Raw genomic sequence first — 22,581 nt, forward strand, 5'->3', positions numbered from 1 at the left:
GGGGGAGGGGGGAGGGGGACCCCAAGAGGTTGAAGGCGGTTGAGACACCCGTCCTCGCCGTATGACCCGGTGCCGGACACGGTAGACGCGCGGGGGCGCCGATCGCGTCCCGGGCCGGGCTTCCCCTTCTCTTCCCTTCTCTTCCCCTTCCCCGCCCCAGTCACAGCTCCCTCGTCCCTCCCCGCTCCTGTGTCTCTCCCCTCCCGCACCCCGCTGGACCCCGGCCGACGGCCGACAGGGTGGGGATAACCCCCCGCCCAGGACACCGGACCACCGCAGTGCACAGGCATCTGTGCACAGGCGACTGTGTACGCATGTCCCAGGAACCCGGTGAACACGAGGAGTTCCACGAGGCGAGACGCTCGTCCGCGCCCTCCGTCGAACTCGGTGACCTCGCCGCGCTCAAGGCGCTCGCCCAGCCACGCCGTCAGCGCATGCTCGAACACCTCACCCTGCACGGCCCGGCCACCTCGGCGACCCTCGCCCGAGCCCTCGGCCTGAACACCGGATCCACCAGCTACCACCTGCGCGAACTGGCCAGGTACGGCTTCGTCGAGGAGACGGCAGAGGAGACCGCCGAGGCCGGTTGCACGGAGCCGTCCGCGCATCGGGAGCGTTGGTGGCGGGCGGTACCCGGCGACCGCAGGTTCCCGCCGCGCAGCCGTCAGAGTCCCGAACTGCGGCACGTCATGAACGAGTTGAACCACCATGCCTACGCGGCCGACCTGGACCTCTTCGAGCGGCTCCAGCAGGACGCGGGCGACGGCGACCCGTGGGCGGACGCGTTCCCCTACTCGCGCGGCACCATCCGGCTCACCCTGCCTGAACTCCGGGAGTTCTTCGAGGAGTACATCGCCCTCCTCAACCGCTACAAGCGACCGGACTCCGAGACCCCACCGGACGCCCGCACCCTCCTCACCCGTTTCCTCGCCTTCCCTGCCCCAGCCCATGGGAACCACGACCCCGCGCGCACCCCACACAGCCCAAGCCCACACAGCCCAAGCCCACACAGCCCAAGCCCACGCACCCCACGCCCACGCACCCCACGCGCACGCAACGGAAGAGAGACCGATCCCTCATGATGCTGCGTTACGCCCTGAAGACAGTCCGCGCCCGCAAGGCGGGCTTCCTGGGCGCCTTCCTCGCGCTGTTGTGCGCGGCCGCTCTGATCACCGCGTGCGGTGCCCTTCTGGAGACCGGGTTACGGGGCACCATCCGTACCGAGCGCTATGCCGCCGCCCCGGTCGTGGTCTCCGCCGATCAGAACGTCCACCAGACCACCGTCAAGCACAAGAAGGGCAAGACGAAGGTCAAGCACAAGGCCAAACCCCTCGCCGAACGCGCCTGGCTGCCGGCCGACCTGGCGCGCAGGATCGCCGCCGCACCCGGTGTCGCTCGCGTGGTCCCCGAACTCACCTTCCTCGCCGAGCCGTTGACCCCAGCCGACACCCCCGACTCCGACAGCACCCTCGACTCCTCCGACGCCAAGCCCGGCTACGGGCACGCCTGGGAATCCGCCGTGTTGACGCCGTACCGGCTCACCGCAGGCACCGCTCCCGCAGCCGCCACCGAGGTCGTCGTCGACGGCGACCTCGCCGCCCGTGCCCACCTCGCACCCGGCGACAGCCTCACCGTCCAGTCGACGCAGGCCCCGCGCACCTACCGCGTCTCCGGTGTCGCCGCCCCGGTTGCCCCGACTGCCCAGGCCGCCCCCGCTGCCCACACCACCGCTGTACGCCACCAGACGGCCCTCTTCTTCACCGCCGCCGAGGCCCGCCGGCTCGCCGCACACCCCGGGCAGGTCACCGCGTTCGGAGTGCTCGCGAAGGCGGGCACCGAGCCGGGGCGGCTCCGGGAGGCCGTGGCCACGGCGCTGCACGGCACCGGTGCCCAGGTCAGTGCCGGTGACGACCGAGGGCGCGTCGAGTTCCTGGACGCCGCCGCGGCCCGCGTCAGGCTGGTCAGCATGGGCGGGGCGATGGGCGGCACCTCGCTGCTCGTGGCGGTTCTCGTGGTCGTCGGGACCTTCGCGCTCTCCGTCCAGCAGCGCGCACGCGAACTCGCCCTGCTGCGTGCCATCGCCGCCACCTCCGGACAGATCCGCAGGCTCCTCGGGCGCGAGGCCCTGATCGTCGCCCTGGCGGCGGGCACGGCCGGAGCTCTCCTCGGACTTCCCCTGGGGGCCTGGCTGCACGGCAGGTTCGTCGCCCTGGGCGCGGTGCCCGCCACGCTTCAGTACACCGTGGGCTTTCTCCCGCCGCTCGTCGCCGTCGCCGCGACCCTGTTCGGTGCGTGGGCCTCCGCGCGGATCGCGTCCCGCCGGGTGACCCGGATCCGCCCGGCCGAGGCGCTCGCCGAGGCCCGGACCGAACGCGCCCGGCCCGCCCGGGGTCGGCTCCTCGCAGGTCTGCTGCTGCTCGCCGGTGGCGCCGGCCTCGTCGCCCTGCTCGGCGTGCTGCGGACCGAACCCGCCTCGACGCCCGTGACCTTCCTCGCCGTCGTCGTACTGTCCACCTCCGTCGCTCTGCTCGGGCCGCTGCTGGTCAAGGCGGCCGCTCTTCTCCTGGCCGGTCCGCTGCGCCTGACCGGCCCCGGTGGCAGGCTCGCCACCGCAAACCTCCGCGGCAACGCAGTCCGGATGGCCTCCGTCGTCACCCCTCTCACTCTGCTCATCGGCATGACCTGCACCGTGCTGTTCGTGCAGCCCACCCTCGGCGCCGCGGCCCGCGCCCAGGCCCGCGAGGGCGTCCGCGCCGACTGGGTCGTCGCCTCCCAGGGCCCCGGAGTCCCGGGCGACGCGGCACGACAGCTCCGTACGCATGACGGTGCGTATGACGGCACGCAGAGCGACACCTATGACGGCACGCAGGACGGCACGTATGGCGACGTCGTCACCGAAGTGGTCCGTACGACCGTCCGGGTCGGCCTCGACAAGTACGCGGCCCAAGGCGTCACTCCGGCCGGTCTCGCCCGTACCTGGGACCCGGATGTCACCGCCGGGTCCCTCGGCGGACTCGCCGAGGACACCGTCGCCGTCAGTGAACTGGCCGCGGACCAGCTTCACTTGACGCCCGGCAGCACCCTGAAGCTCACGCTCGGCGACGGCACGCCCGCCACGCTCACCGTCGCCGCCGTCTACGCCAGGGGCCTCGGCTTCGGAGATCTCACCTTCGCGCACGACCTGATCGCCCGCCATGTCGACAACCCGCTCTCCTCCTCCCTCCTCGTCAGCACGGCCCGTACACAGACACAACTCTTGACCACACTGCGTAAGTTCCCGGGACTCACGGTGATTTCTCCGGCCGCGGCCGACTCGGTGCGGGCCGGGCGGCAGCAGGCGAATGCCGAGGTCGACTTACTGGCCATGGGGCTCGTGCTCGCGTTCACGGCGATCGCCGTCGTCAACACGCTCGCCATGTCGGTCGCCGAACGCGTCCGGGAGTTCGTGCTGCTGCGCCTCGCGGGGGCGACCCGCCGTCAGGTGCTGCGCATGCTGCGCACCGAGGCGCTGTCGGTGCTTCTCCTCGGCGCCGTCCTCGGCAGTGCCGTCGCCCTGGCCGTCCTGACCGCGTTCAGCGTCGGCATGACCGGGCGGGCGGCCCCGGCGGTCGTACCGCTCGGCTACGCGACGGTGGTCGCCGGCGCCGGGCTCCTCGCGCTCGTCGCTACCGCCGTACCGGGACGCGTGGCGCTCAGGGTCCGCGCGGTGACGGTGGCGACGGCCAAGGAGTGACCCCGCCCGCCGTCGCCACGCCCGGGCCCGCCCGCCCGCGCTCACCGCGCGACGGCACGGCTACACGGCGCGGCTACGACGTGACCGGGAGCCCCGCCGCCTTCCATGCCTGGAAACCGCCGATCAGGTCGGTGGCCCGGTGCAGTCCCAGTTGGTGCAGGGACGCGGCGGCCAGGCTCGACGCGTAGCCCTCGTTGCAGATCACGACCGCCCGCACCGCATGGCTCGTCGCCTCGGGGAGGCGATGGCTGCCCTGGGGGTCGAGACGCCACTCCAGTTCGTTGCGCTCGACGACCAGGGCGCCGGGGATCAGACCGTCCCGCTCGCGCAGGGCCGCGTACCGGATGTCGACGAGCAGCGCCTCACCCGCGCGGGCGGCTTCGTATGCCTCGCGTGCCTCCACGCGCGCGTACCCCGCACGCACGCGCTCCAGCAACGCGTCGATACCGGGCGGAGGCGTGCCCGCACCGCTCACTGCCAGTCCTCCGGACGCTCGACCTGCTCCAGCCGCAGTACCTGTCCCGTACGGCTGTAGCGGCGGATGCGCGGCAGCGGCGGGTAGTAGGCGTGGACGGAGACGGCGTGTTCCTCGGTGGACTCGTTGAGGACCTCGTGGACGTGGTGGCGTCCGAAGGAGCGGCCCCGGCCGGCCGTCAGCGTGCGCTCCCGGTCGACGCCCTCGGTCAGCTCCAGGGTCTTCCAGCCGTCGGTGGGCAGCCGCGCGGCGAGCGAGTACTCCTTCAGCCCGCCCCGCGCGGTGAGGAAGGCGCCCACCGAGTCGGCGTGGTCGTGCCAGCCGGTGCCCGTGCCGGGCGGCCAGCCGATCAGCCAGGCCTCGCTGCCGCCGGGACCCTCCAGGCGCACCCAGGTGCGGCCCTCGGGGTCGAGGGGCAGGGAGGCGATCAGCTCGGCGTCGGCGGCCGTGCGCCGGACGAAGTCGAGGAGGTCCGCCTGGGTGGGCGCGGCGGAGACGGCGGTGGCGGCGGGGAGGGGAGGAGAGACAGACACGGACACCGTCCTGGGAAGGTTCGCGGGGAGCGCACGGGACGCGCGAGCGGGTGCGCGTCGGCGGCGTACGCCGGTGGAAAAGGGGGGGATGCGAATTCAGCAGGACGGGCGACACACGCAGCCCGCATAGCGGACGAGGTCCATATGGACCCTCCGCCACAGGCGCACATCGGTGTCGGTCACGATCCGGAGTAGACCATGCCGGTGCAACCCGGTCAACCGGCTGTCACCATGTGGACCGCACGGTGACAGCCAGGCCGTCAGGGGCTGTCAGGGCCCCTCAGCGGGCTGTCAGGGGGGCGTCAGGTGGCCGCGGAGCCCGCCGTGGCCCCCGCCGCCGCAGACGTCTCCTGCGCCCCCTTCGGCCCGCCCACCGCCGCCTCCGCCGCCGCGTACAGATCGGCCGCGCGCACCCCGTCGAGCGCGGTGACCAGATGGCCGTCGGGCCGGATCAGCAGGACCGTGTGGGCGGCCGCACCCGGGTAGCTCTCGGCCACCAGCAGCTCGGCCGGGCTCGGCAGGGCCGTCACCGCGGCGGCCAGCCGGGGCATGATCCCGGCGCTCACCCAGTGCCTGCGCTCCCACACGCCCGTGCCCGGCGCGATCAGCAGGACGAGCAGCGCGCCCCGCCCGAGCCGCTCCCGCAGCCGTACGAACGAGCCGTCCTCCGCCGTCACGCGTACGTCCTCGACCGGTGCGCCGGTCGGGGTGTCCACCGGGACCTCCGCCTCCAGGTGCCGGGGGGCGAGCGGGGAGCCGTCGTACAGGCCCGGTGCGCCCAGCGGGCCGCGCCCCAGGTGGCCGTCGGTGAGCAGCACGTCGTGGCCGCGGGCCGCGCCGGGGACGTACGCCCTTATGCCGCCGCCACCGCGCAGCAGCGGCAGCGCCTGGTCGGCGGCGCGCAGCCGGCCGGCGACGGCCGCGCGCCGCTCCGCCTGGTAGCTGTCGAGCAGCGCCTCGTGCGGCCCGTGGTGCCAGGCCAGGGCCAGCTTCCAGGCGAGGTTGTCGGCGTCCCGCAGCCCCTCGTCGAGCCCCTGGGTACCGAGCGCGCCGAGCAGGTGCGCGGCGTCCCCGGCGAGGAAGACGCGGCCCACGCGCCAGCGGCGGGCCAGCCGGTGGTGCACGGTGTGAACGCCGGTGTCGAGCAGTTCGTACGTGGGCGTGGGGCCCTCGTGCCAGCCCGCCAGGGTCTCGCGGACGCGGGCCACGAGCAGTTCGGGCGTGACGAGGTCCTTGCCGGGCGGCAGCAGCCAGTCCAGCCGCCAGACACCCTCCGGGAGCGGGCGTCCGGTGATCTCCCCGGCGGAGGGACCGGACGTCCGCCACGGCGGCGTCCGATGGAGCAACGCTTCGTCGGCCCACGGAAGTTCCGTGCGCAGCGCGGCCACGGCGTGTCGTTCCACCGCCGTACGGCCGGGGAAGCGGATGTCGAGGAGTTTGCGGACGGTGGAGCGCGGGCCGTCGCAGCCGACCAGGTGGCTGCCGCGCCACCAGGTGCCCGTGGGGCCGCGGGTGTGCGCGGTGACACCGGAGGGTTCCTGCTCGACGGTGTCCAGTCGGCTGTCCACGGCGATCTTCACCAGCCGCTCGCTCGCGGCGGCGGCGCGCAGGGCGCTGGTGAGCACGTGTTGGGCGATGTGCAGGGGGGCGGGGTCGGTCGCGTCGTCGAACGGGATCGCGCGCGTCACCTGCTTGCGCCGCATCGACCGCCATCCGGCCCAGTGGACCCCGGCCGCGCCGAGGGGCGCCCCGGTCAGCCGCGTCAGCAGAGCGGCGGTGTCCTCGCGCAGGACGACGGTGCGCGCGAGCCGCGGTTCGTCCTTGCCGGGGCCCTCGTCGAGGACCACGGACGGCACCTGCTGGCGCGCCAGCGCCAGGGCGAGCGTGAGCCCCACGGGCCCCGCTCCGACGATGATCACCGGGTCCACGGCGTGCCGCCCCCTGCCCGCGACGGTGCCCACAGGGACGTAAGTGAACAAGAGGTAGGAGCAGGGTGCACGATCACAGAACGTATGCAACCCATTGCCGCAGCTTGCGTCAAGTGACGGAGGCAGCGGCGCGCACGCCACTGCCTCCGTACCGGTCACGCAAGTTGAGTGAGTGTCAGATCCTGCCGCCGCCTTCGGCGCCGGTGCCGAAGGCGCCGGGGATCCCCGCGGGGTTGATCTCCTCGATCTCCTCCGCGGCCAGTACCGCGCCCGTGCCGCGCTTGCTGCGCCGCAGGTAGCGCTCGAGCCAGCTCGCGAAGCTGGTGAGGATGAAGTTCAGCAGGATGAACATGGCCGCGACCACGATGAAGCTCGGGATGACGTTCGCGTAGTTGGCCGCGAGGGTGCCGCGCGAGTTGAGCAGCTCGGTGAAGCCGATCATCACACCGCCCAGCGCGGTGTCCTTCACGATGACCACGAGCTGGCTGACGATCGCCGGGAGCATCGCCGTGACCGCCTGCGGAAGCAGGATGCTGCTCATCGTCTGGCTCTTGCGCAGGCCGATCGCGTACGCGGCCTCCGTCTGCCCCCGGGGCAGGGAGAGGATGCCGGCCCGGACGACCTCGGCGAGGACCGAGGCGTTGTACAGCACCAGGCCGGTGACGACCGCGTAGAGCGGCCGGTCCTCGCTGGTGACGCCCGTGTAGTTGGCGTAGAGCTGGTTGGCGAACAGCATCAGCAGCAGCACCGGGATGGACCGGAAGAACTCCACCACCGTGCCGGCCACGCCTCGCACCCACCGGTGGTCGGACAGTCGGGCGATACCGAAGACGGCGCCCAGCGGCAGGGCGATCACCATGGCGAGGGCCGCGGCCTTCAGCGTGTTGGCGAGGCCGGGCAGCAAATACGTCGTCCAGGCCTCGGCCTCGATGAACGGCTTCCACAGGGCGGAGGTGAGCTGGTCCTTCTCGTCCATCTTCTGCCACACCCACCACGCGAACAGGGCGAGGAGGACGAAGAAGACCACCGAGAGGATGACGTTGCGCCGCTTGGCGCGGGGGCCGGGAGTGTCGTACAGGACCGAGCTCATCGCTTCACCGCCAGTCGCTTGCTGAGCCAGCCCAGGATGAGGCCGGTCGGCAGGGTCAGTACCACGAAGCCGAACGCGAAGACCGCGCCGATGAGCAGCGTCTGCGCCTCGTTCTCGATCATCGTCTTCATCAGGTAGGCGGCTTCGGCGACGCCGATGGCGGCCGCCACCGTGGTGTTCTTCGTCAGCGCGATCAGGACGTTGGCCAGCGGTCCGATGACCGAGCGGAAGGCCTGCGGCAGGACGATGAGCGTGAGGGTCTGACTGAAGCTCAGCCCGAGGGCCCGGGCCGCCTCCGCCTGCCCCATGGGCACCGTGTTGATGCCGGAGCGGATCGCCTCGCACACGAAGGCCGCGGTGTAGGCGACCAGCCCGAGCACGGCGAGCCGGAAGCCCTGGACCGCGAAGTCCTCGGTGCCCAGGGTCATGCCGAAGACGTCGGCGAGGCCGAGCGAGCTGAAGAGGATGATGACCGTCAGGGGGATGTTCCGGACGATGTTGACGTAGACGGTGGCGAACCCGCGCATCAGCGGGACCGGGCTGACCCGCATCCCGGCCAGCAGGGTGCCCCAGATCAGGGAACCGACGGCGGAGAGGGCGGTGAGTTTCACCGTCATCCAGAACGCCCCTAGGACGTCGTAGCCTTCAAGAAAGTCGAACACGATCTCCCGCGCTTCCGGGTGGGTGGCGTATGAGGAGGGCGGGGCGCGCCGCCGCCGTGATCGCGACGGACGGCGGCGCACCGCAGGAACCCCGCATGGCTGGGCCGCGGGACCCGGGTTACTTGACGATGACGCCGATCTTCGGGGCGGGCTCGTTCTTGTAGCCGGCCGGGCCGAAGTTGGCCTCGACGGCCTTCTGCCAGGAGCCGTCGCTGACCATCTTCTCGAGCGCCTTGTTGATCTTGTCCACGGTCGCGGCGTCGCCCTTCTTGACGCCGATGCCGTAGTTCTCGTTGCTCAGCTTCAGGCCCGCGAGCTTGAACTTGCCCTTGTACTGCTCCTGCGAGGCGAAGCCGGCGAGGATCGAGTCGTCGGTGGTGACCGCGTCCACGGCGCCGTTCTGCAGGCCGGCGATGCACTCCGAGTAGGAGCTGACTTCCTTCAGGTTCGCCTTCGGCGCGATCGTGTCGTGGATGTTCTGCGCCGAGGTCGAGCCGGTCACGGAACACAGCTTCTTGCCGTTGAGGTCCTCGGCCTTGCTGATCTTCGAGTCCTTGGTGAGCAGCAGGTCCTGGTGGGCCAGCAGGTACGGGCCCGCGAAGTCGACCTTCGCCTTGCGCTTGTCGTTGATCGAGTAGGTGGCCGCGATGAACTTCACGTCACCGCGCGCGAGGGCGTTCTCGCGGTCGGCGCTCTTGGTCTCGACGAACTCGATCTGGTTCGGCTCGTAGCCGAGCTGCTTGGCGACGTACGTGGCGACGTCCACGTCGAAGCCGGCGAAGGACCCGTCGGGCTTCTTCAGACCGAGGCCGGGCTGGTCGTACTTGATGCCGATCTTGATCTTTCCGCCGCTGCCGCTGGAGCCGCTGCCGGCGCTGTCGTCCTTCTTGTTGCTGCTGCACGCGGTGGCGCTCAGGGCGAGGACGAGGGCTGCGGCCGAGACGGCGGTGACCTTGCGAAGCTTCATGGGGAACTTCCTTAGAAGAGTGGTGACGTACTGCGGGCGGTGCGGAATTCCGTCAGTGATGCAGATCAACGATGCAGATCAGCGACGCAGTTCAGTGGTGCAGAACTGCGGCGCAGGTCAGTGGTGCAGGATCTTCGACAGGAAGTCCTTGGCACGGTCGCTGCGCGGATTGCTGAAGAACTGGTCGGGCGCAGCCTCTTCGACGATGCGTCCGTCCGCCATGAACACCACGCGGTTTGCAGCCGATCGTGCGAAACCCATCTCATGGGTGACGACGATCATGGTCATGCCGTCCCGGGCCAACTGCTGCATGACCTCGAGGACCTCGTTGATCATCTCGGGGTCCAGCGCCGACGTCGGCTCGTCGAAGAGCATGACCTTCGGGTCCATCGCCAGCGCCCGCGCGATGGCGACGCGCTGCTGCTGGCCGCCCGACAGTTGCGCGGGGTACTTGTCGGCCTGCGTGCCCACGCCGACCCGGTCCAGGAGGGCGCGTGCCTTCTCCTCGGCCTGCTTCTTGTCGGTCTTGCGGACCTTGATCTGGCCGAGCATCACGTTCTCGAGCACGGTCTTGTGCGCGAACAGGTTGAACGACTGGAAGACCATGCCGACGTCGGCGCGCAGCCGGGCCAGCGCCTTGCCCTCCTGGGGCAGCGGCTTGCCGTCGATCGCGATGGTGCCCGCGTCGATCGTCTCCAGGCGGTTGATGGTGCGGCACAGGGTCGACTTCCCGGACCCGGAGGGTCCGATGACCACGACGACCTCACCGCGGTCGATCGTGAGATCGATGTCCTGGAGAACGTGCAACGCGCCGAAGTGCTTGTTGACGCTCTTCAGGACGACCAGTTCACCGCTCGCGACCACGTCTTCCTTGGCCACCGATACTTCGGTCATCGCTCTGGGGCTCCGTCCTCCTCGGTTTCGGAGGACAGTAGTGACCACCTGCGACCAGCGTCATTACATCTGAGGGGAATCTGAGCATCACGATCCGATAGCAATCGGACACGTGTCGTAGCACTTGTGACCTGCGCCCCGTATCGGCCGGGTAACGGAAGCCGCGCGCAACCGGAACTCTCTTGACTGCGTCCTCGTCCATCAGCGTGACTGCCATGATGCACACACGCGTGTGCACGCGTTTTTCCGCTGCCGAGAACCGAACGCCCGTTGTAGTGAGTCAGACCGTATGCCCGATGAACCGGAGGAGGACGGGATGAGACTGCTGCTCGTCGAGGACGACAACCACGTCGCCGCCGCCCTGTCCGCGGTCCTGAAGCGGCACGGTTTCGACGTCACCCACGCGCGGAGCGGCGAGGAAGCGCTGCAGGCGCTCGTGCCGGAGGGGGCCGGCTTCGGCGTCGTGCTGCTCGATCTGGGGCTGCCCGACCAGGACGGGTACGAGGTCTGCGGCAAGATCCGCAAGCGCACCACCACCCCGGTGATCATGGTGACCGCGCGGTCCGACGTGCGCTCCCGCATCCACGGCCTCAACATGGGCGCCGACGACTACGTGGTGAAGCCGTACGACACCGGGGAACTGCTCGCCCGCATCCACGCCGTCAGCCGGCGCACCGTCCACGAGGACCCGGCAGCGGCCGGCGAGGACGCGCTGAGCCTGGGCCCCGTACGGATCGAACTGCCCACGCGGCGCGTCACGGTGGACGGTTCGGTCGTCCAACTGACCCGCAAGGAGTTCGACCTCCTCGCGCTGCTCGCGCAGCGGCCCGGTGTGGTCTTCCGCCGGGAGCAGATCATCAGCGAGGTGTGGCGCACGAGTTGGGAGGGGACCGGACGCACCCTGGAGGTGCATGTGGCGTCCCTGCGCGCCAAGCTGCGCATGCCCGCGCTGATCGAGACCGTACGGGGCGTCGGTTACCGGCTCGTCGCCCCGGCCGCTTAGCGGGGACCGCGGTTGCGTACTCGTCTCCTGCCGCTGCTCATCGTCCTGATGGCGGCCGTGCTGCTGGCTCTCGGGGTGCCGCTGGCCGTCAGCGTGGCGGGCGCCCAGCAGCAGACGGTGGTCGTCGACCGCATCGACGACACCGCGCGCTTCGCGGCGCTCGCCCAGTTCGTCACCGCCTCGTCGGACACGAACATCTCCGCGTCCGGGTCCACGAACGAGCGACGCGAGACGCTCGGCCGGGAACTCGCCAACTACTACGACGTCTACGGCATTCGGGCCGGTGTCTTCTACGGCACCGACACCCCCATGGCTCATGCTCCGACGGACTGGTACCTCCCCGAAACGGGGGAGGTACGGGACGCGTTCGAGGAGGCGCTGCTCAGCCGGCGCAGCCACGACCCGCAGCAGGTGTGGCCGTGGCAGCGCAGCCGGCTCGTCGTGGCGTCGCCGGTCATCCGGGACGGTGACGTCGTCGCCGTCGTCGTCACCGACTCGCCCACCGGGCCCATGCGGTCGCGGATCCTGCACGGCTGGCTGGTCATCGCCGCGGGCGAGGCCGCCGCGATGCTGCTGGCCATCGGCGCCGCCCTGCGGCTGACCGGCTGGGTGCTCAAACCCGTACGGGTCCTGGACGTCACCACCCACGCGATCGCGAGCGGCCGTCTGAAGTCGCGGGTCGCGGTGGCCGGCGGGCCGCCGGAACTCCGGCGGCTGGCCGGGTCGTTCAACGAGATGGCGGACAACGTCGAGGACGTGCTGGAGCAGCAGCGCGCCTTCGTCGCCGACGCCTCGCACCAACTGCGCAACCCGCTCGCCGCGCTGCTGCTGCGCATCGAACTGCTGGGTTACGAACTCCCGGAGGGCAACGAGGAGATCGCGTCCGTCCAGGGTGAGGGAAAGCGCCTGGCCCAGGTTCTGGACGACCTGCTCGACCTGGCGCTGGCCGAGCACGCCGAGGCCGATCTGCGGGTCACCGACATCGGCGCGCTGGCCGCCGAGCGCGTCGCCGCGTGGGCGCCCACCGCCGAGCGCAAGGGCGTCCGACTGGTCGGCGACTGCCCGCCGACCACCGCGTGGGCCGACCCGGTGACGTTGTCCAGCGCGCTGGACGCCGTCATCGACAACGCGGTGAAGTTCACCCCCGAGGGCAAGAGCGTCGAGGTCACGGTCGCGGCCGACGGCGAGATCTCGACCGTCGTCGTCACCGACAACGGGCCGGGGCTGACCGACGAGGAGCTCACGCGCGTGGGCGACCGGTTCTGGCGCAGCGGCCGCCACCAGAACATCAAGGGCTCGGGCCTGGGCCTGTCCATCTCCAAGGCCCTGCTCGCGGCGGGCGGCGGCGCCCTCACCTACGAGCACCACGAGCCCAGCGGGCTGACGGCGATGGTGTCGGTGCCGAGGTCGCCGGCGTCGTAGTGAGGCTTCGTAGCGAGGCGTCCTAGGGGGGCTTGGCGGGGTCCTACGGCTTGACCGAGCGGTAGTAGCGGCGGGCGCCCTCGTGCAGCTTGAGCGGGTCGGTGTAGATGGCCGTGCGCAGGTCCACCAACTGGGCGGAGTGCACGTGCGCGCCGATGCCGTCCCGGCTCTTGATCACGGTCCGGGTCAGCCACTCGGTGAGCCGGGGGGCCATGTCCGTACGGGTCATCAGCAGGTTGGACACCGCGATCGTCGCCACGGTGGAGCCGTTCTGGATGGTGGGGTAGGCCGACTCGGGCATGTTCGTGGCCCGGTAGTAACTGGTGGAGTCGTCCAGGTCGTGCATCTTGGCGACGAGCTCGGGGCTGATCGGCACGAACCGGAAGGTGAAGTCGTCGGCGAGCTTCTCCAGCCCGGCCGTCGGCACCCCGCCGGACCAGAAGAACGCGTCGATCTTGCCCTGCTTCAGCTTTTCAGGGCCGGTGTCGATGCCCTCCGACACGGCCCTGATGTCCTTCGACGGGTCCAGGCCCGCCGCCTTGAGGACCCGTTGGGCGATCAGCCGCACGCCCGAGCGGGGCAGCCCCGTCGCCACGGTCCTGCCGCGCAGATCCGCGATGGACCGGATCTTCGAGTCGCGCGGCACCACGAGCTGCACGTAGTCGTCGTACAGGCGGGCCACCCCGCGCAGCCGCGCGGCCGAGCCGGGGTGCTGCTGCTCGTAGGTCTCCACGGCGTCGGCCGCGGCGATGGTGAAGTCGGCCTCGCCGGTCGCCACGCGCGCGACGTTCTCCTGCGATCCGTTGCTGGTCGACAGCTTCACCTTCAGGTCGGGCATGTCCTTGGCGAGTTCGGCGCGCAGCCGGGTGCCGTACTCGGAGTAGACCCCGCTCGTCGTGCCCGTGCTGAACGTGATCGAACCGCGCGGCGGCGCCTCACCCAGCGGCAACAGCCACCACAGCAACAGCCCGAGGACGACACCACCGACGGCCGCACCTTGCAGGGCACGGCGCCTACCGACCCGGGAGAACACCTTGGACATGGCCGCGATCCTGCCAGCCGGTAGGCGGTGCTGACCAGGGCACGGCTTGCCGGCGGGATGGGTGGGGCTTCCCGGGTTCGGCGTGGTGGGGCTTCCGGGGCCTGGCACGGTGGGGCTTGCTGGGCGTGGCAGTCGCGGCCCGCTGGGCCGGCCGGGTTGGGCCTCCTGGGCCCGGCATGGCGGGGCTTCCCGGGCCTGGCAGTTGCGGTCCGTCGGGTCGGGAGGGTTGGGTTTCCCGGGCCCGACGCGGTGGGGTTTCCCTGGCCCGGTATTCGCGGTTCGTCGGGTCGGGAGGGTTGAGCTTCCCCGGGGCCGGAACGGTGGGGCTTCTCGGCCCGGCAGGGTGCGGCTCGTGGGGCCGCTGGGTGGTGCTCCCCGGGGCGGCAGGGTGCGATTGCCCGGGGCCGCAGTGCGGGGCTCCCGGGGCGGGCTGGCTGGGGCTCCCCGGACCGGTGGGGTCGGGCTCTCCGGGGAGGCTGTGGAGGGGGCGGGTGGGAGTGTCAGTGGTGGTCGTTACAGTCTGTGTATGAGCTCTTCCTCGCCTGCCGACCTGGTCCGTGAGTTCCACCGTGCCTTCGGGCTCGACGCCCGCAGTACGCCGACCGAGGTGTCGCCGAGCCTTGCTGCGCACCGTGGGGAACTGCTCGCCGAGGAGGCCGCGGAGGTCGCCGAGGTGTCGGTGAGCGGCCCGCTGGACCGGCTCGCGCACGAGCTGGCCGACGTCGTCTACGTCGCGTACGGCACGGCTCTCGTGCACGGGATCGACCTCGACGCGGTGCTCGCCGAGATCCACCGGTCCAACATGACCAAGCTGGGCCCCGACGGTCAGGTCGTCCGCCGCGCCGACGGCAAGGTGCTCAAGGGCGAGCATTACGAGAGGCCGGACGTCTCCGCGGAGCTGCGCCGCCAGGGCTGGATACCTGGCGGCGCGGCCTGAGGCAGCAGGCTGAAGCAGGAGCGGCGGGTTACGGCTTTCCGGTGCCCGCCAGCTTCCACTCCCGGTGCAGCGAGCCGAGCGGGATGTTCCGCTGGAACAGGGGCGTACCGAAGATCGTCAACTGGAGCCGCAGCGTGCCGCTGAGATCGACGCCGCCGTACACGGCCCAGGAACCCTTGGTCTTGAACACCGAGTCGTTGCCGATGACCGTGGCGTCGCCCTTGCTGCGGACGTAGGGCGCCAGGTCGGCCACGATGCCGGCGCTGCCGTACAGGCCGACCGTGGCCTGGGTGCCGAGGGCCGCCTGCACGCTGCCCGCGGTGGTGACGGAGGTGCGTACCCCGGTGCCCTTCATGTTCGAGGAGCTGACCGGGGTCCAGCCCTGGGCCAGGCCGAAGGTGCCGCCCGCCTTGAAGTCGCCCTTCAGGCTCTGCTCCACGTCGACGGTGATCTTGCCGTCGCCGCTGATCTGGACGTAGCAGGTCAGGTCCAGGTTGACCACGACCGGCACCGGCCCGACCTGGAGCACCGGATCGGCGTGCAGGGTGGCGAAGGGGATCCGCACCGGGGTGGCGGAGCCCTTCACACGGCCCTTGAGCGACCAGTCCGAGGACCACTTGCCGGACACGCCCAGATAGGCGGAGGCGGGCGCGGCCTTGGCGCCCTCGCCGCCGTAGCGGAAGTCGACCTGGGGGGCGACCTGCACAAAACCGGAGACGGAGGCGGCCGCCGACGCGGACGCGTTCCCGACGGTCGGCAGCGCGGCGCGCACGTCCAGCCGCAGGCTGCCGAGCGGAACCGTCGCTCCCTTGGGGCCGACGTGCACGTCACCGGTTCGCTTCCAGGAGACGTCGACGTCGGGGAGCAGAGTGTCGATGTCGAAGGCGGCCGGGTCGACCGGCACGGTGCCCTTCGCGGTGTTGTTGCGCAGCAGGGCGTTGAGCTGGGCGGGCTTGGTCTGCACCTCCGTGCCCTTGGCCGTCTCGCCGATCACCTTCGTGACCTCGGCGAGCAGCCCGTCCGGCGCACCGGGCGCGGGAGCGCTGGCGATGACGTCGCCGACGGCGGTGCGGTGCGGGGTCGCCGAGGCGCTCGGGGAGGAGGCCGCGGGGGACGTGGGGGAGGCGGAAGCCTCGGCGGGCTCCGAGGCCTCGGGCGAGGTGGGGGACGGTGAGTTCGGCGGGGCGGAACTCGGCGTACCCGGATCGTCGTTGGAGGGGGTGGAGGGTGTGGAGGAGGTGGCGGAGGTGGAGATGACGGCGCGTCGGGTCTTGGCGTCGTACGAGGCGACGTCGAGCTCGGTCCGGTGGGCCTCGTCGTCGGAACTGCCGGGGTGGGCCGCGGCGGTGGCGATGTCCGCGGGGGCGGCGTCCACGGTGAGGGCGCGGTCGGCGGAGGGGGCCGAGGTGTCCGCGTCGGTCGGCCGGGCGGAGGGCGAGGCGGGTGGTTCGGCCTGCGGTGGGGCGGAGGAACAGCCCGCGGCGAGGAGGAGGGCGGAGGCGGCTAAGGCGGGCATGAGGGCACGGGAGTGCCTCGTGCGTCTGCGCAAGGTCGGTCCTGAGGGGTGGGGAATCCGAAAAGGGAAACCGGCGGGGCACGCGTTGCTACTGGCCGGTAATGGCCATGAGCATGCCACGGGCTTCGCACCGGAGCTTCACAATTCACCCCCGCCCGAGTGTGACGCGCATCACTTCCCGCACCGCGCCTTTCACGCGCGCCACATCTCGCACTGCGCCCTTCAGAGGCCGTCAGTCACCCACCGGCGCCTGGGTCCGCGGCTCGGGCAGCGGCTCCGCCGTGCCGCCGCCGGGGACGGTCCGGCGGCGCGCCCACCGAGCCGCCAGCGGCTCCGTCCAGCGCGCGGTGAGCGGTCCGAGGACGACCAGGATCAGCACGTACGCCGTCGCCAGCGGTCCCAGGGACGGTTCGATTCCGGCGGTGACCGCCAGCCCGGCGATGACGATCGAGAACTCCCCGCGCGCCACCAGCGCACCGCCCGCCCGCCAGCGCCCCTTGACCGAGATCCCGGCCCGCCGGGCCGCCCAGTAGCCGGTGGCGATCTTCGTCGCGGCGGTGACGACCGCCAGCGCGAGAGCGGGCAGCAGGACGGGCGGGATGCTCGCCGGGTCGGTGTGCAGCCCGAAGAACACGAAGAAGATCGCCGCGAACAGGTCCCGCAGCGGGCTCAGCAGCGTGTGCGCGCCCTCCGCGGCCTCCCCGGACAGCGCGATGCCCACCAGGAACGCCCCCACCGCCGCCGACACCTGGAGCTGCTGCGCCACACCGGCCACCAGGATCGTCAGCCCCAGCACGACGAGCAGCAGCTTCTCCGGGTCGTCGCTCGACACGAAACGGGAGATGACCCGGCCGTGCCGCACCGCCACGAACAGCACGAGCCCCGCGACGCCCAGCGCGATCGCCAGGGTCACGCTGCCGGCCGCCAGCCCGACCCCGGCCACCAGAGCGGTGACGATGGGCAGGTAGACCGCCATGGCCAGGTCCTCGAGGACCAACACGCTGAGGATCACCGGGGTCTCCCGGTTGCCGACCCGGCCCAGGTCGCCCAGCACCTTCGCGATCACCCCGGACGAAGAGATCCAGGTGACGCCCGCGAGTACCACGGCCGCCACCGGCCCCCAGCCCAGCAGCAGCGCCGCGAGGGCGCCGGGCACGGCGTTGAGGGCGCAGTCGACGAGACCGGCCGGATAGTGGGCCTTGAGGTTGGAGACCAGATCGCTCGCCGTGTACTCCAGGCCGAGCATCAGCAGCAACAGGATGACGCCGATCTCGGCGCCGATGGCGACGAACTCCTCGCTCGCGCCGAGCGGCAGCAGCCCGCCCTTGCCGAAGGCCAGACCGGCCAGCAGATAGAGGGGGATCGGCGAGAACTGGAAACGGGCGGCGAACCGGCCGAGCAGGCCGAGGCCCAGGATGATGGAACCGAACTCGATCAGCAGGACTGCGGAGTGCACGCGTCTCACACCCGTCCCAGTATCGCCGCGGCCGCGTCCACGCCTTCGCGGGTGCCGATGACGATGAGGGTGTCGCCGCCCGCGAGCCGGAAGTCCGGCGCCGGGGACGGAATCGCCTCGGCCCGCCGCAGCACCGCCACGATCGAGGCGCCGGTCTCCGTGCGCATCCGGGTGTCGCCCAGCAGCCGTCCGTTCCAGTGCGAGGCGGCCGCCACCTCGATGCGCTCGGCGACCAGCCCCAGGTCAGTGGTGTAGAGCAGGCTCGCGCTGTGATGGGACGGCATCAGCGCGTCGATCAGCGCGCCCGCCTCGGCGCCGGTCAGCCGCAGGGACTGGGCGCAGGAGTCGGGGTCGTCGGCCCGGTACAGACTGACGGTCCGGGTGCCGTCGCGGTGCGCCACCACGGACAGGTGGCGCTGCTCCCGCGTCACCAGGTCGTACTGGACCCCGATGCCTGGCAGCGGCGTCGTTCGGAGGCGTGGAGCAGACACGTTTCTTCCCCTTGCTGGTCGGGTGCCCGGAGCCGCCATGCTGCCATCCGACCGTACGGTGGCGACATGGGTGTCGTGACGGATGGACAGGGGCGGCGTCGCACGGAGAGGCTGGTCACGGCGGTACGAGTCGCAGCAGGACGAGCCGGAAGCGCCGGAAGGTTCAGCAGAGGCAGCACAGGCAGCAGAGGCAGAGACAGAGGTAGAGGGAGAGGGGGAGCCGCGCGGGTGTCGCTGTTCTGGCGGATCTTCGTCCTCGACGCCGTCGCCCTGATCGCGGCGGCAGCGCTGCTGCTGGGTCCGGTCACCGTCTCCACACCCATACTGCCGGGCGAGGTGCTCGTCGTGGTGGCCGGACTGGCCGCGCTGCTGACCGTCAACGCGGTCGTGCTGCGCGTCGGTCTCGCCCCGCTGGGCCGACTGGGGCGGGCCATGGCCGACGCCGACCTGCTGCGCCCCGGGGCCCGGGCCGAGGTCTCGGGACCGGTGGAGACGGCCGAGCTGATCAGGACGTACAACGCCATGCTGGACCGGCTGGAGGCCGAGCGCGCCGCCAGCGCCGCCGGTGCGCTGTCCGCCCAGGAACGCGAGCGCCACCGCATCGCCCGCGAACTCCACGACGAGGTCGGCCAGACTTTCACCGCCGTACTCCTCCAGCTCAAACGGGTCGCCGACCGGGCCCCGGCGGACCTGCGCGAGGAAGTGGGCCAGGCGCAGGAGGCCACCCGGGCCGGTCTCGACGAGATCCGCCGCATCGCCCGCCGGCTGCGCCCCGGCGTCCTCGACGAACTCGGCCTGCTCAGCGCGCTGCGCTCACTCGCCGCCGAGTTCACCACCCATGGACTGACGGTGCGCCGCGACCTTCGTGCCGGCCTGCCCCCGCTGACCGAGGAGACGGAACTCGTGCTCTACCGCGTGGCCCAGGAAGCCCTCACCAACACCGCCCGCCACTCCGGCGCCGACCGCGCCGAACTCCGCCTGCGCCCGGTCGCCGACGGCGTCGAACTCCTCGTCCGGGACAACGGCAGCGGCCTGGGCGCGGGCGCGGGGGAGGGCGCCGGCATCCGGGGGATGCGCGAACGGGCCCTCCTGATCGGGGCGACCCTCACCGTCTCGTCGAAGGCGTCCGACAACCGCGACGGCAGCGGCGGCTACGACGGCAGCGGTGGCAACGTCGGTTACGACGGCAGGGACGTCAAGGACGGCTACGGCGGCGGGACGGACGTACGCCTGCGGGTGGCGGCGGGCACCGACCAGGCCGACACCGTGCCCCCGGCTCCCGCAGCCGGAGGCCACCGATGACCGACGGCACCTCCCCGGCCTCGTCCGGATCGCCCGCCGCACCGACCCGCGTCCTCCTCGCCGACGACCACACACTCGTACGCCGTGGAGTGCGGCTCATCCTGGACGGCGAGCCCGATCTGACGGTGGTCGCCGAGGCCGGCGACGGGGCCGAGGCCGTCGAGCGCGCCCGCGCGGGGGCCATCGACCTGGCCGTCCTCGACGTGGCCATGCCCCGGATGACCGGTCTGCAGGCGGCCCGCGAACTCTCCCGCCGCCTCCCGGACCTGCCCATCCTCATCCTCACGATGTACGACAACGAGCAGTACTTCTTCGAAGCGCTCAAGGCCGGGGCCCGCGGCTACGTCCTGAAGTCGGTCGCCGACCGGGACCTGGTCGAGGCCTGCCGCGCGGTCGTACGCGACGAGCCGTTCATCTACCCGGGCGCCGAGCGGGCCCTCGTCCGCTCCTACCTGGACCGGCTCCACCGCGGCGACGGCGTCGAGGGGCTGCCCGAGCGGCCCATCACCGAGCGCGAGGAGGAGATCCTCAAGCTCGTGGCGGAGGGCCATACCTCCCGAGAGATCGGCGCGCTGCTGTTCATCAGCGCCAAGACGGTCGAACGCCACCGCGCCAACCTCCTGCACAAGCTGGGCATGCGCGACCGTCTGGAACTCACCCGCTACGCGATCCGCGCGGGCCTCATCGACCCGTGAGGCCTGACGCCCGCCCGGCGGCGCGCGCCGGCCGGACGTCCCGCGCGAAGCGGCGGCGGGCGTTGTCCGGGGAGCGCCTACCCTTGAGCCATGACCAGCAGCAGCGACCGGAGCCTCGCAGTGGACGTTCACACCCCCAAGAGCTACGAAATCCGCACTTACGGGTGCCAGATGAACGTCCATGACTCCGAGCGGCTGTCCGGGCTGCTCGAAGAGGCCGGGTACGTGCGCGCTCCCGAAGGGGCGGACGGCGACGCGGACGTCGTCGTCTTCAACACCTGCGCGGTCCGTGAGAACGCCGACAACCGGCTGTACGGCAACCTCGGCCGGCTCGCCCCGATGAAGACGAAGCGACCCGGGATGCAGATCGCGGTCGGCGGCTGCCTCGCGCAGAAGGACCGCGACACCATCGTGAAGAAGGCGCCCTGGGTGGACGTCGTCTTCGGCACGCACAACATCGGCAAGCTCCCGGTCCTGCTGGAACGCGCGCGCGTGCAGGAAGAGGCGCAGGTCGAGATCGCCGAGTCGCTCGAGGCGTTCCCCTCCACGCTGCCGACGCGGCGCGAGAGCGCCTACGCGGCCTGGGTGTCGATCTCCGTCGGCTGCAACAACACGTGCACCTTCTGCATCGTCCCGGCCCTGCGCGGCAAGGAGAAGGACCGCCGCACCGGCGACATCCTCGCCGAGATCGACGCGCTGGTCGCCGAGGGCGTCTCCGAGATCACCCTGCTCGGGCAGAACGTAAACGCTTACGGGTCCGACATCGGCGACCGCGAGGCCTTCAGCAAGCTGCTGCGCGCGTGCGGCGCGATCGAGGGCCTGGAGCGCGTCCGCTTCACCTCCCCGCACCCGCGCGACTTCACCGACGACGTCATCGCCGCCATGGCCGAGACGCCCAACGTGATGCCGCAGCTCCACATGCCGATGCAGTCCGGCTCGGACACGGTCCTGAAGGCGATGCGCCGGTCGTACCGCCAGGAGCGCTACCTCGGGATCATCGAGAAGGTCCGTGCCGCCATCCCGCACGCGGCGATCACCACCGACATCATCGTGGGCTTCCCCGGCGAGACCGAGGAGGACTTCGAGCAGACCCTCCACGCGGTCCGCGAGGCCCGGTTCGCGCAAGCGTTTACGTTCCAGTACTCCAAGCGTCCCGGCACCCCGGCCGCGACCATGGAGGACCAGATCCCCAAGCAGGTCGTGCAGGCGCGCTACGAGCGTCTCGTCGCCCTCCAGGAGGAGATCTCCTGGGAGGAGAACAAGAAGCAGGTCGGCCGGACCCTGGAGCTGATGGTGGCCGAGGGCGAGGGCCGCAAGGACGGCGCCACCCACCGCCTCTCCGGCCGCGCCCCCGACAACCGCCTGGTCCACTTCACCAAGCCGGACCAGGCGGTGCGCCCCGGCGACGTCGTGACCGTAGAGGTGACGTACGCGGCCCCGCACCACCTCCTCGCCGAAGGCCCCACCCTGGACGTGCGCCGCACGCGCGCGGGCGACGCGTGGGAGAAGCGCACCGCGGAGAAGGCGGCGAAGCCGGCCGGCGTCCTGCTCGGTCTCCCCAAGATCGGCGTGCCCGCACCGCTCCCGGTGGCCACGGGCAGCGGCTGCGGTTCCGACTGACGCCCGGCGCGACACCCCTGGCGGGTGCCCTGCGCAAGGGGCACGCGGCTACCCTGCCGATCATGCTTGTCGCCGCCGCAGTCTGCCCCTGTCCGCCCCTTCTCGTGCCCGAGGTGGCAGCGGGCGCCGCTCCCGAGCTGGACGCGGCGCGCACCGCCTGCTCCGACGCGCTGGCCGTGCTGACGGCGGCCCGGCCGGACCGGCTCGTGGTCGTCGGGCCCGCCGAGCAGGCCGGGCGCGGCCCGTACCCGGAGGGCACGCGGGGCGCGTTCCGCGGTTTCGGAGTGGACCTCGCCGTACGGCTGGGCCGCGGCGGCGCGGACGCGCCGTCCGACCGCGCGCTGCCGCCGTCCCTCGCCGTCGGCGCCTGGCTGCTGGAACGGGCCGGGTGGTCGGCCGCCCCCGTCGGGGGGCTCGGCGTGGCGGAAGCGCTCGCGGCCGAGCGGTGCGCCGAGGCCGGACGGGAGATCGGCGCGGCGGCGGGACGGGTGGCGCTGCTGGTGATGGGCGACGCCAGCGCGTGCCGGACGCTGAAAGCGCCGGGCTACCTCGACGAGCGCGCGGCGCCCTTCGACGCGGCGGCCGCCCAGTCCCTCGGCACGGCGGACGTCGCGGCCCTCATGGCACTGGACGCGCAGGTGGCGTACGAACTCAAGGCGTCGGGCCGAGCGCCCTGGCAGGTACTCGCGGGCGCCGCCGAGGCCGCCGGACTGACGGGCGCGCTGCTCTACGAGGACGCGCCGTACGGCGTGGGGTACGTGGTCGCGACCTGGTCGTAGCGCTCCCTGGCGGTCCCTGGCCGCAGGGCGACGGAG

General features: G+C 71.7%; 21 protein-coding genes. 9 read left to right on the forward strand and 12 right to left on the reverse strand.

What is annotated here, in order from left to right; genetic code table 11:
* The first annotated feature begins 314 nt into the window (after positions 1 to 314).
* Both BMZ82_RS24145 and BMZ82_RS24150 read left to right on the forward strand, forming a co-directional pair.
* Positions 315 to 1,082: an ArsR/SmtB family transcription factor gene (locus tag BMZ82_RS24145; RefSeq protein ID WP_093779190.1), complete on the forward strand. Its 768-nt coding sequence runs from the start codon at positions 315 to 317 to the stop codon at positions 1,080 to 1,082.
* Positions 1,079 to 3,733, forward strand: a complete 2,655-nt coding sequence (locus BMZ82_RS24150) for an FtsX-like permease family protein (RefSeq protein WP_093779192.1) — start codon at positions 1,079 to 1,081, stop codon at positions 3,731 to 3,733. Before BMZ82_RS24145 ends, BMZ82_RS24150 begins: the two co-directional genes overlap by 4 nt.
* Positions 3,734 to 3,806: 73 nt before the next feature.
* Here the strand turns inward: BMZ82_RS24150 and BMZ82_RS24155 are convergent, their stop codons facing one another.
* The 8 genes from BMZ82_RS24155 to BMZ82_RS24185 form a co-directional block, all read right to left on the reverse strand.
* Positions 3,807 to 4,208 (reverse strand): rhodanese-like domain-containing protein, encoded by a 402-nt coding sequence (locus BMZ82_RS24155; RefSeq protein WP_093779194.1) that lies wholly within the window; start codon positions 4,206 to 4,208, stop codon positions 3,807 to 3,809.
* The gene (locus BMZ82_RS24160; RefSeq protein ID WP_093779196.1) at positions 4,205 to 4,741 is read right to left on the reverse strand and encodes a cupin domain-containing protein; all 537 of its coding nucleotides are present in this window, start codon (positions 4,739 to 4,741) and stop codon (positions 4,205 to 4,207) included. Before BMZ82_RS24160 ends, BMZ82_RS24155 begins: the two co-directional genes overlap by 4 nt.
* Before the next feature lie 96 nt (positions 4,742 to 4,837).
* On the reverse strand, positions 4,838 to 4,924 hold the full coding sequence (locus tag BMZ82_RS42760) for a putative leader peptide (protein WP_311605579.1): 87 nt from the start codon (positions 4,922 to 4,924) through the stop codon (positions 4,838 to 4,840).
* Between the two features lie 119 nt (positions 4,925 to 5,043).
* A complete protein-coding gene (locus tag BMZ82_RS24165) occupies positions 5,044 to 6,669 on the reverse strand; it encodes an FAD-dependent monooxygenase (RefSeq protein ID WP_093779198.1) in 1,626 nt (541 codons plus the stop codon).
* A gap of 175 nt (positions 6,670 to 6,844) precedes the next feature.
* The gene (locus tag BMZ82_RS24170; protein WP_093779200.1) at positions 6,845 to 7,759 is read right to left on the reverse strand and encodes an amino acid ABC transporter permease; all 915 of its coding nucleotides are present in this window, start codon (positions 7,757 to 7,759) and stop codon (positions 6,845 to 6,847) included.
* Positions 7,756 to 8,421 carry an amino acid ABC transporter permease gene (locus tag BMZ82_RS24175; RefSeq protein ID WP_093779202.1) on the reverse strand — a complete coding sequence of 222 codons (666 nt, stop codon included), beginning with the start codon at positions 8,419 to 8,421 and terminating at the stop codon, positions 7,756 to 7,758. Before BMZ82_RS24175 ends, BMZ82_RS24170 begins: the two co-directional genes overlap by 4 nt.
* Before the next feature lie 118 nt (positions 8,422 to 8,539).
* Complete coding sequence (locus tag BMZ82_RS24180; protein ID WP_093779204.1) at positions 8,540 to 9,388, reverse strand: glutamate ABC transporter substrate-binding protein; 849 nt, start codon at positions 9,386 to 9,388, stop codon at positions 8,540 to 8,542.
* Positions 9,389 to 9,505: 117 nt separating this feature from the next.
* Positions 9,506 to 10,282 carry an amino acid ABC transporter ATP-binding protein gene (locus BMZ82_RS24185; RefSeq protein WP_093779206.1) on the reverse strand — a complete coding sequence of 259 codons (777 nt, stop codon included), beginning with the start codon at positions 10,280 to 10,282 and terminating at the stop codon, positions 9,506 to 9,508.
* A 316-nt stretch (positions 10,283 to 10,598) separates the two neighbouring features.
* Here BMZ82_RS24185 and BMZ82_RS24190 point away from each other — a divergent pair, with 316 nt between their 5' ends.
* Positions 10,599 to 11,285, forward strand: coding sequence for a response regulator transcription factor (locus BMZ82_RS24190; RefSeq protein WP_093779208.1), 687 nt, complete (start codon positions 10,599 to 10,601; stop codon positions 11,283 to 11,285).
* Positions 11,286 to 11,297: 12 nt separating this feature from the next.
* Entirely contained in the window at positions 11,298 to 12,707 is a 1,410-nt protein-coding gene (locus BMZ82_RS24195; protein WP_093779210.1) for a sensor histidine kinase, read from the forward strand.
* Positions 12,708 to 12,750: 43 nt separating this feature from the next.
* Here the strand turns inward: BMZ82_RS24195 and BMZ82_RS24200 are convergent, their stop codons facing one another.
* Positions 12,751 to 13,749 (reverse strand): TAXI family TRAP transporter solute-binding subunit, encoded by a 999-nt coding sequence (locus tag BMZ82_RS24200; protein ID WP_093779212.1) that lies wholly within the window; start codon positions 13,747 to 13,749, stop codon positions 12,751 to 12,753.
* Positions 13,750 to 14,275: 526 nt separating this feature from the next.
* Here BMZ82_RS24200 and BMZ82_RS24205 point away from each other — a divergent pair.
* On the forward strand, positions 14,276 to 14,686 hold the full coding sequence (locus tag BMZ82_RS24205) for a pyrophosphohydrolase domain-containing protein (RefSeq protein WP_093779214.1): 411 nt from the start codon (positions 14,276 to 14,278) through the stop codon (positions 14,684 to 14,686).
* A gap of 28 nt (positions 14,687 to 14,714) precedes the next feature.
* On the opposite strand, the gene BMZ82_RS24210 is transcribed toward BMZ82_RS24205, so the two are convergent.
* The 3 genes from BMZ82_RS24210 to BMZ82_RS24220 all read right to left on the reverse strand — a co-directional run bounded on the left by BMZ82_RS24210 (position 14,715) and on the right by BMZ82_RS24220 (position 18,149).
* Complete coding sequence (locus BMZ82_RS24210) at positions 14,715 to 16,202, reverse strand: hypothetical protein (RefSeq protein WP_093779216.1); 1,488 nt, start codon at positions 16,200 to 16,202, stop codon at positions 14,715 to 14,717.
* A 232-nt stretch (positions 16,203 to 16,434) separates the two neighbouring features.
* Positions 16,435 to 17,658 (reverse strand): cation:proton antiporter, encoded by a 1,224-nt coding sequence (locus BMZ82_RS24215; RefSeq protein WP_093779218.1) that lies wholly within the window; start codon positions 17,656 to 17,658, stop codon positions 16,435 to 16,437.
* Between the two features lie 5 nt (positions 17,659 to 17,663).
* Entirely contained in the window at positions 17,664 to 18,149 is a 486-nt protein-coding gene (locus BMZ82_RS24220) for a cation:proton antiporter regulatory subunit (RefSeq protein ID WP_093779220.1), read from the reverse strand.
* A gap of 228 nt (positions 18,150 to 18,377) precedes the next feature.
* Here BMZ82_RS24220 and BMZ82_RS24225 point away from each other — a divergent pair, with 228 nt between their 5' ends.
* From BMZ82_RS24225 to BMZ82_RS24240, 4 genes are all read left to right on the forward strand, one after another.
* Positions 18,378 to 19,451: a HAMP domain-containing sensor histidine kinase gene (locus BMZ82_RS24225; RefSeq protein ID WP_093779222.1), complete on the forward strand. Its 1,074-nt coding sequence runs from the start codon at positions 18,378 to 18,380 to the stop codon at positions 19,449 to 19,451.
* Positions 19,448 to 20,146, forward strand: a complete 699-nt coding sequence (locus BMZ82_RS24230) for a response regulator (protein ID WP_093779224.1) — start codon at positions 19,448 to 19,450, stop codon at positions 20,144 to 20,146. The genes BMZ82_RS24225 and BMZ82_RS24230 overlap by 4 nt, the downstream gene beginning before the upstream one ends.
* Before the next feature lie 90 nt (positions 20,147 to 20,236).
* Positions 20,237 to 21,766 carry a tRNA (N6-isopentenyl adenosine(37)-C2)-methylthiotransferase MiaB gene (miaB, locus tag BMZ82_RS24235; protein ID WP_177244636.1) on the forward strand — a complete coding sequence of 510 codons (1,530 nt, stop codon included), beginning with the start codon at positions 20,237 to 20,239 and terminating at the stop codon, positions 21,764 to 21,766.
* Between the two features lie 62 nt (positions 21,767 to 21,828).
* On the forward strand, positions 21,829 to 22,545 hold the full coding sequence (locus BMZ82_RS24240) for a class III extradiol dioxygenase subunit B-like domain-containing protein (protein ID WP_093779228.1): 717 nt from the start codon (positions 21,829 to 21,831) through the stop codon (positions 22,543 to 22,545).
* Positions 22,546 to 22,581: the final 36 nt, after the last annotated feature.

Origin of the sequence: Streptomyces sp. yr375 (assembly GCF_900110755.1) — a bacterium.
Classification (GTDB): Bacteria; Actinomycetota; Actinomycetes; order Streptomycetales; family Streptomycetaceae; genus Streptomyces.